At 74.3% G+C, this 7,306-nt stretch carries 8 protein-coding genes and 1 pseudogene; all 9 read right to left on the reverse strand.

Features of this window, described 5'->3' with window-relative positions; translation table 11 throughout:
* Positions 1 to 27 precede the first annotated feature (27 nt).
* Positions 28 to 201 carry a hypothetical protein gene (locus tag L7D48_RS23390; RefSeq protein WP_237882165.1) on the reverse strand — a complete coding sequence of 58 codons (174 nt, stop codon included), beginning with the start codon at positions 199 to 201 and terminating at the stop codon, positions 28 to 30.
* Positions 198 to 635 (reverse strand): hypothetical protein, encoded by a 438-nt coding sequence (locus L7D48_RS23395; RefSeq protein ID WP_237882167.1) that lies wholly within the window; start codon positions 633 to 635, stop codon positions 198 to 200. Before L7D48_RS23395 ends, L7D48_RS23390 begins: the two co-directional genes overlap by 4 nt.
* On the reverse strand, positions 628 to 2,121 hold the full coding sequence (locus tag L7D48_RS23400) for an NAD(P)/FAD-dependent oxidoreductase (RefSeq protein WP_237882169.1): 1,494 nt from the start codon (positions 2,119 to 2,121) through the stop codon (positions 628 to 630). The genes L7D48_RS23395 and L7D48_RS23400 overlap by 8 nt, the downstream gene beginning before the upstream one ends.
* Positions 2,118 to 3,878 (reverse strand): ABC transporter ATP-binding protein, encoded by a 1,761-nt coding sequence (locus tag L7D48_RS23405; RefSeq protein ID WP_237882171.1) that lies wholly within the window; start codon positions 3,876 to 3,878, stop codon positions 2,118 to 2,120. The genes L7D48_RS23400 and L7D48_RS23405 overlap by 4 nt, the downstream gene beginning before the upstream one ends.
* Positions 3,875 to 4,054: a hypothetical protein gene (locus L7D48_RS23410; protein ID WP_237882173.1), complete on the reverse strand. Its 180-nt coding sequence runs from the start codon at positions 4,052 to 4,054 to the stop codon at positions 3,875 to 3,877. Before L7D48_RS23410 ends, L7D48_RS23405 begins: the two co-directional genes overlap by 4 nt.
* Positions 4,055 to 4,070: 16 nt before the next feature.
* Positions 4,071 to 4,778: a class I SAM-dependent methyltransferase gene (locus tag L7D48_RS23415; protein ID WP_237882175.1), complete on the reverse strand. Its 708-nt coding sequence runs from the start codon at positions 4,776 to 4,778 to the stop codon at positions 4,071 to 4,073.
* Between the two features lie 62 nt (positions 4,779 to 4,840).
* Complete coding sequence (locus tag L7D48_RS23420) at positions 4,841 to 5,383, reverse strand: hypothetical protein (protein WP_237882177.1); 543 nt, start codon at positions 5,381 to 5,383, stop codon at positions 4,841 to 4,843.
* A complete protein-coding gene (locus tag L7D48_RS23425) occupies positions 5,380 to 6,432 on the reverse strand; it encodes an alpha/beta fold hydrolase (RefSeq protein ID WP_237882179.1) in 1,053 nt (350 codons plus the stop codon). The genes L7D48_RS23420 and L7D48_RS23425 overlap by 4 nt, the downstream gene beginning before the upstream one ends.
* Positions 6,429 to 7,306 (reverse strand): annotated as a pseudogene (locus L7D48_RS23430) (thioesterase); the annotation flags it as partial. The gene L7D48_RS23425 and the pseudogene L7D48_RS23430, both read right to left, overlap by 4 nt.

Consider the following 7,306-nt stretch of genomic DNA (forward strand, 5'->3'; position numbering starts at 1 on the left):
CGGCGGGGCGGCGTCGGGTGACGGGGGTCAGCCGGCGGCGCGCTCCTCCGACACCACCTGCTGCCTCAGCTCCACCAGCGCGCGCAGGGCGTTGCTGTACATCTGCAGGCTCTTCTCGCTGTGGGTGTCGATCGCGGTGCGGACCTCCTTGAAGGTCTTGGCGATGGTCTCGTCCAGCTCGGCGCGGTCGATGCCGTTCATCTCTCTCCTTCTTTCTCTTCCTTCGGTGACGGCCGCAGGGCGACGGGGGCGGTGCCGGAGCCGCACACCTCGGCGTACTTGCGGGGCGGGGACGGGGCCAGGTCGTAGGTGTAGCGGATCCACAGCGAGTGGCAGCCCTCGCCGGAGCCGGTCAGCTCGCCCCGGATCACCAGGGTGTGGAAGATCCCGGCGACGCTCGTCTCGACCCACCGCTCGCCGGAGGCGGACGCCGAGCCGTGCCGCACCGACCAGGGGACGCGGGCGGACGCGGCCGTGGCGCCGGTGGTGGTGGCGGTGTCCGCGGTGGTGTCCGCGGTGGTGTTCGTGGTGGTGCCCGCCGCCGTGGTCGTGGCGGCGCCGGCCGCGCCGGGCAGGGCGCCGGTGGCGAGCAGGGCGGCGGCGGCCGCGATCGCGGCCCGGGTGCGTCTACGCATCGGATCGGCTCCTCGCAGTGGTGGGGGACAGGTCGGGCGGGGTGCGCAGGCCGTGATGGCGGCGGAGCGCGGCCAGCGCGGCGAGATGGCCGCACATGCCGTGCACGGACGGCCCCGGCGGGGTGGCGGCCGAGCACAGGTACACCCCGCGCAGCGGGGTGGCGTACGGGTTCCAGCGCACGGTGGGGCGGGCGACGGACTGGCGCAGGGTCATGGCGCCGGCGCCGATGTCGCCGCCGGTGTAGTTGGGGTTGTACCTCTCGTAGTCGGCGGCCGCGATGCCGCGGGAGGCGACGATCGTGTCGGTGAAGCCGGGCGCGTACTCCTCGATGCGGCGGCGCACCAGCTCCACCGGGTCGCGCCGGTCGCCGTTGGGCACGTGGGCGTAGGCCCACACCGGCCGCCGCCCGTCCGACGCGCGCGAGGGGTCGGTGACGGCCGGGTCCACCACCAGCACGAACGGCTCCCCGGTGGGGCGTCCGGCGGCGGTGGCGTTCTCCTGCCGGACGATGTCGTCGCGGGTGCCGCCGAGGTGGACGGTGCCGGCCCGGCCCACCAGCGGGTTGCGCCAGGGGATCGGGGCGGAGACCAGGAAGTCGGCCTTGGCCGCGCCGGGCCCGTAGCGGAAGCGCTCCAGGGCGCGCCGGTAGCGGGCGGGCAGCCGGTGGCCGGCCAGGGCCAGGAACTCCCGTGGGCCGACATCCAGCAGGACCAGGGGCACATCGCCCAGTTCGGCCAGGTCGCGCACGCGGTGGCCGGTGCGGAAGACGCCGCCGTGCGCGGTGATGTCGGCGGCCATGGCCTCGGCGATGCGGGCGCTGCCGCCCTCGGGCAGCGGCCAGCCGGTGCTGTGCGCGGTGTGGCCCAGCAGCATCGCCACCGCGGCCGAGGCCGGGGAGGGCAGCCGTCCCACCGCGTGGGCGGCGACCCCGGCCAGCAGCGCCTCGGCCTCCTCGGTGGCGAACCGGCCGCCGCGCGCGGTGGAGTGGGCCAGCACCCGGGGGGCCAGCCGCAGCGCGGCGACCGGGTCCGGGGGCAGGGAGCGCTGCCCGGACAGCAGCAGGTCCACCACGCCCCGGCTGCGGTCGGCCAGCGGCGCCATCAGCCTCGTCCAGCGGGGCCCGTCCACGCCCAGGCGCTCGGCGGTGGTCTCCAGGCTGCGCCAGGCCGCAGCCGCCCGCCCGCGGGGCAGCGGGTGGGCGTAGGGGATGCCGGGCTGGAGCAGCCGCACCCCCCGGGCGGGCAGGTCGAAGCGGCGGAAGAACGCGGAGGCGGCGGCCATCGGGTGGACGGCCGAGCAGACGTCGTGCGCCACGCCGGAGTCGAACAGCGGCTCGGTGCGCAGGCCGCCGCCGATCGTCTCCTCCTTCTCGTACAGCACCACCCGCAGCCCGGCGCGGGCCAGTGTCACCGCGGCGGCCAGCCCGTTGGGGCCGGTGCCCACGATCGCCGTGTCGGGGGCCGCGCCGCCCAGGGGGTCGGTCACTGTCCGGCCCCCGCCGGGGCGAGCTGCCGGCCGGCCAGCCGCCGGTAGGTCTCGTCGCTCTCCATCAGCTCGGCGTGGGTGCCGCGGGCGCGCAGCCGCCCGCCCTCCAGCACCAGGATGCGGTCGGCGTCGACGACGGTGGAGATGCGGTGGGCGATGGTCAGCACCTGGCAGCGGGCGCCGACGCCGGTGATGGCGGCCCGCAGCGCCGACTCGGAGTCGGAGTCGAGGTTGGAGGTGGCCTCGTCCAGCAGCAGTACGTCGGGCCGGGCCAGCAGCGCGCGGGCGATGGCCAGGCGCTGCCGCTGGCCGCCGGACAGGCCGGCGCCCCCCTCGCCGAGTTCGGTGTCCAGGCCGTCGGGCAGGGCCTGGACGACGTCGGTGAGGTGGGCGGCCTCCACGGCCTCGGCGATCTCCTCGTCGGTGGCGTCGGGGCGGGCGTAGACCAGGTTCTCCCGCACGGTGCCGCGCATCAGCGGTGCCTCCTGCTCCACCAGGCCGATGCGGGAGCGCAGTTCGTCCAGTGGCAGGGCGGCGGCGTCCGAGCCCGCGACGCGGACGGTGCCCCGGTCGGGGGCGTGGAAGCGCTCGATGAGCTGGAACAGGGTGGTCTTCCCCGCGCCGGACGGGCCGACGACCGCGGTGACCCCGGTGGGGGGCAGGGAGAACGAGATCCCCTCCACGGCGGGCGCCGGGGCGCCGGGGTAGGCGAAGGCGACGTCCTCGAACTCGACCGCGGGGACCTCGCCGCGGGCGCCGGACTCGGGCGCGGGGGAGGGGGTGCCGTCCTCGCCGCGCGACCCGCCGCCCTCCTCGCCCCCGGTCTCCTGGCCGATGGCGGCCAGCTCCTTGACCCGGTCGATCGCGGCCCGCCCCTGCTGGAACTCCCCGAGCGCCATGAACAGCATCACCAGCGGGGACACCAGATAGAACAGGTACATGATGAACGCGGTCAGGTCCTCCACCGGCAGCTCCCCGGTGGCGGTACGGGCCATGCCCCAGGCGATCACCACGGCCAGCGACACCTGGGTGCCCACGTTCATGGCGGGCATCAGCATCGCCGACAGCCGGGTGACGTGGATGCCGCTGCCGCGCGCGGCGTCGGCCAGCTCCCGCAGCCGCTCGGCCTCGCGCTCCTCGGCGCGGGAGGCCTTGACGGTGGTCAGCGCGCCCAGGGCGCGCAGCAGCCCGGAGCCGTAGGCGCTGGTGTCCTCCCGGTTGACCACCGCCACCCGGCGCACCGCGCGGGCCAGACCCAGGGCGACGGCCGAGGCGGCGCCCAGGCAGCCGGCGGTGACCAGCAGCATCCGCCAGTCGATCCAGGCCATCACGGCGATGCAGCCGACGGTGGTGAACCCGGCGGTGATCATCTGCGCGACGGAGGAGGACAGCGCCACCCGGGCGATGGAGGTGTCGGCGACGGTGCGGGTGAACACGTCACCGTGCTCCAGCCTGCCGAACTCCGCGATCCGGGAGTGCAGCAGCCGCCCGGTGAGGGTGGTGCGCATGTCCAGGACGATGTTCTCCCCCGCGCGGCCGATCAGATAGAAGTGCGTGGCGGCCAGCAGCGCGTCGGCGGCGAACAGCGCGGCGATCAGCGCGATCGGACGGGCCGTCGGCTCGTCCAGCACCACCGCCTCGATCAGATCGCCGATCAGCAGCGGCTGCAGCAGGGTCGCGGCCGTGCCCAGCAGGCCCAGGAACACGCCGACGCCGAGCAGCGGACGATGGCGGCGGACGATGGCGGATATGTTCACGACCGCCCCCTGCCGAAGACGACCGCGACCGCCGCGGCGATGCTCACGGCGAACAGGGCGCTCTGGAGCCACACCGTGCCGTGGGTCAGCCCGCTGCCGCCGAACATGGCCAGCATGGCGGGCAGGGCGAAGACGAAAGCGGCGCCGAACCACGCCGCACGGCTCGCTGTCAGCACTGCCGTGGACCTCCTCTCAGGCGACACCGCGGGCGGTGTACCAGTCGTAGGGCAGCAGTTCCTCGGCCGGAACCACCTCCTGGACGGCGAACCCGGCACGGGCCAGGCAGGCCTGAACCTCCTCGCGCTCGATCAGCAGCACCTGCTCGGAGAACTCCACCGGCGGCTCGCCGTCCTTCTCCACGAGGGTGCCCATGGTCAGCACGTCCGCGTCGTCGACGGTGGTGGTGAAGGTGGTGGTGCCGCCGTGGTGCGGCATGGGCACGGTGACGGTGCCCAGTTCCACCAGGGGCCGGTAGACGGCCGTGGAGTAGTACTCCAGCGACAGCGTCGCGCCGGGCTCCAGCACCTCGCGCACATGGGCGAACGCGGCGGTCAGCTCCTCGCGGGAGCGGACGCAGGCCAGGGAGCCCATGGTGGAGTACGCGGCGCCGAACCGGCCCTGAAGCGGCAGCGGCCGGCGGAAGTCGGCCTCCACCAGCGACACGTTGGCCGGGACGCCCTTGGCGCGGAACCCGTCCAGCATCGGGCGGGAGTTGTCCACGCCGACCACCTCGCGGGCGAGGGCGGCGACGGGCACGGCCACCCGGCCGGTGCCCACCCCGACCTCCAGCACCCGCGCGCCGTCCACGTACGGGCGCAGGCGCTCGACGGCGACCTCGGCGGGCATGGCGGGCGCGATCAGCGAGTCGTACACGGACGCCACGGCCGTGCCGTACTGCACGTCGCCTCCGTCACGGACACTGTCTCCGCCGTGGACATCACGGATATCGCGGACGTCCTGGGTCACAAGGTCACCCTCTCGTAGTCGAAGACCATGTCGTACTTGGGGTCCTCGCTGTGGTCGTAGCCGGAGTAGCGCACCAGCATCACCTGGAACAGCGGATAGCCGGGCTCGGGCTTGATGCGCCTGCGGACGAAGTCGCCGACCAGCCGGTAGGCGGCCTTCTTGGCCTCCTGGTGCAGCGGCGTCATCGCGCCGGGGTTGTGCACCAGGGTGGAGGCCACGTCGAAGACGGCCTTCTCCATGCGGCGGCCGGGGAACCAGAAGGCGTGGGCCATCTTCCGGGGCGTGATGGAGTACACCTCGCGCCACTCGGTGTGCTCGCTTCTGTCCTCGCTGGCCAGCCGGTACAGGAAGTGCTGGTCCTCGACGGCCGGATTGGGCGCGAAGAAGCGCCAGTTGGGGATGAGGATCCCGGTGCCGGTCTTGTCCATGCTCCGCAGCTTGTCGTAGCTGCGGTCGGGGTGCTGGCTGAGCACCGACGCCACGAACCAGCCGGCGAGGACCGCCGGGATCGCGCGCTCCAGTACCGCTGACGCCTTCACGCCGCCTCCTCGCTCTCGGACTTCCCGCCCGTCTCGCACGCCTCGCCCGCCTCGTGGGCGGGCCGGGCCGCGGCTTCCGCCAGGACCTGTCCGATCGCCTGAGCGGTGTGCGGCGCGCACGCGGGGCCGCCGAGGACCGACAGGTGGTTGGAGCCGGGCACGGTGGTGATGCGGCCGCCGGCGCCGGAGGCGAGGTACTCCTCGTACAGCTCCCGGTGCTCGGGGGTGTCCCGCACCGTCCCCTCGGCCGCCACGACCGAGACCGGCACGTCCAGCCGGTCCAGGGGCCGGCCGCCGTCGAGCATGAACGCGTAGGAGTAGTCCCACTCGCGCCGCGCCGAGCGCCAGGTGGAGGGGGCGGAGCCCTCCAGCCGCAGCTTGCGGTGGTACGGGCTGCCCTCGGCGAAGGAGAACAGGCCCTTCTTGTCGATGAGCAGACCGGCGCCGAAGACGGCCGACCACGGGCCCAGCTTCATCGTCAGGTTCACGCCCCGGGAGCCCTCGCGCTGGCGGCGGGAGTGCAGCAGCTCGCGCGGGTGGGTGGGATCCACCAGGACCAGCCCGTGCACCCGCCCGGGCGCCGCCGCGGCGGCGCGGTGGACGAGGTAGCCGCCCAGGGAGTGGCCGGCCAGCACGCACGGCCCGCCGCCGAGCAGACGGGCGTCGGCCGCGTCCGCGAGGACCTCCGTCAGATCGCTCACCGACTCGCTCAGCGAGTAGTCCTCCGGGCAGCGCCGCAGCGAACCGCGGTACCCGGCCCGGTCGTACAGCAGCACCGTCACATCGGGGCCGAGGTGGTCGGCGACCAGCAGCCACGCGGCGGAGGTGCTCATCAGACCGGCCTCGCACACCACGGCCGGGCCGCCCTCGCGCCCGCGCCGCACGTGGTAGTCGACGATGTTGCCGGTGCCGCAGCGCACCCGGCGCCGCTCGAAACCGCGGTGTCCGGTGCGCGACATGACGGTGGCGTAGTTCTGGTGGGCGAGTCCGGCGGCCAGGCACGCCGCCAGTCCGGCCGCGGTCAGCCGGGTGAAGGCCGTCCCCGTCACGACGCCTCCCCGGTGCCCCGGGCCAGCGCCCGCACGGACGGATAGGTGGAGGCGAACGCCCACGCGAACCGGGACAGGCCCATGAAGCGGGCGTTGGCCAGGTGGAAGGCGCCCATCACCAGCAGCCCGGCGTCGATGTACCGGCCCTTCCTCAGCAGCAGCAGCGGGAAGCCGCACTCCAGGGCGAGCACGGCGTGGCAGATCGCCCGGGAGGCGGCCGGATACCTGTCGAGCTGCTTGAAGAACCACTCGTCGCCGTAGGTCTGGGTGCGCATGATCTTCACCAGCGCGTCGCCCGAACGCCAGGCGTCGCCGGGCAGCTTGGCCCATCCGGAGGCGCCGTAGGACAGCACGGTCTGGGCGCCGATGAACTGCACCGCGGCGTTGCGGGTGGCGTCGGTGCCGCCCGCCCGGCCCAGCGCGGCGGCCGTCTGCACCAGGAACGAGACCTGGTCGGAGCCGTCGGTGCCGAACAGGTGGCGGGGGTAGATCAGCAGCTGGCTGCCGGCCAGATAGGCGTTGGCGAGCATCCGCACCCTGTTGTTCCGCACCGGCGAGATGAGCACCGCCGCCGCCAGGGCGCGGGAGCCGTGGAGGGCCTGGGTGACCGGCTCGCGGGCGACGAAGTCCCTGACCTTCTGCATCGCCTTCGTCTTCGCCGGCACCTGGGCCCTGGTGTGGGTCCAGTCGTTCAGGCCGCCCGGTTCCCGGTCGGCCTTGCGCACCATGTACTCGAGGCTGGACAGCAGGTGCGTGGCGGCGGAGAGCCGCTCGGCGGTGGCGAGCGGCCTGGCACACGCCGACTCCGCGGCCCTGCGGAGACGTGACAGCATGATCTGCTCCTGATCGCGCGGCGGTTGGGGGACGGGGTGGG

Source organism: Streptomyces sp. ICN903, assembly GCF_022015835.1.
In the GTDB taxonomy this organism is placed as follows: domain Bacteria; phylum Actinomycetota; class Actinomycetes; order Streptomycetales; family Streptomycetaceae; genus Streptomyces; species Streptomyces fenghuangensis.

Coding starts and splice junctions, on each gene's coding strand:
- L7D48_RS23395 (WP_237882167.1), bottom strand. CDS start 635: ATGCGTAGACGCACCCGGGCCGCGATCGCGGCCGCCGCCGCCCTGCTC.
- L7D48_RS23390 (WP_237882165.1), bottom strand. CDS start 201: ATGAACGGCATCGACCGCGCCGAGCTGGACGAGACCATCGCCAAGACC.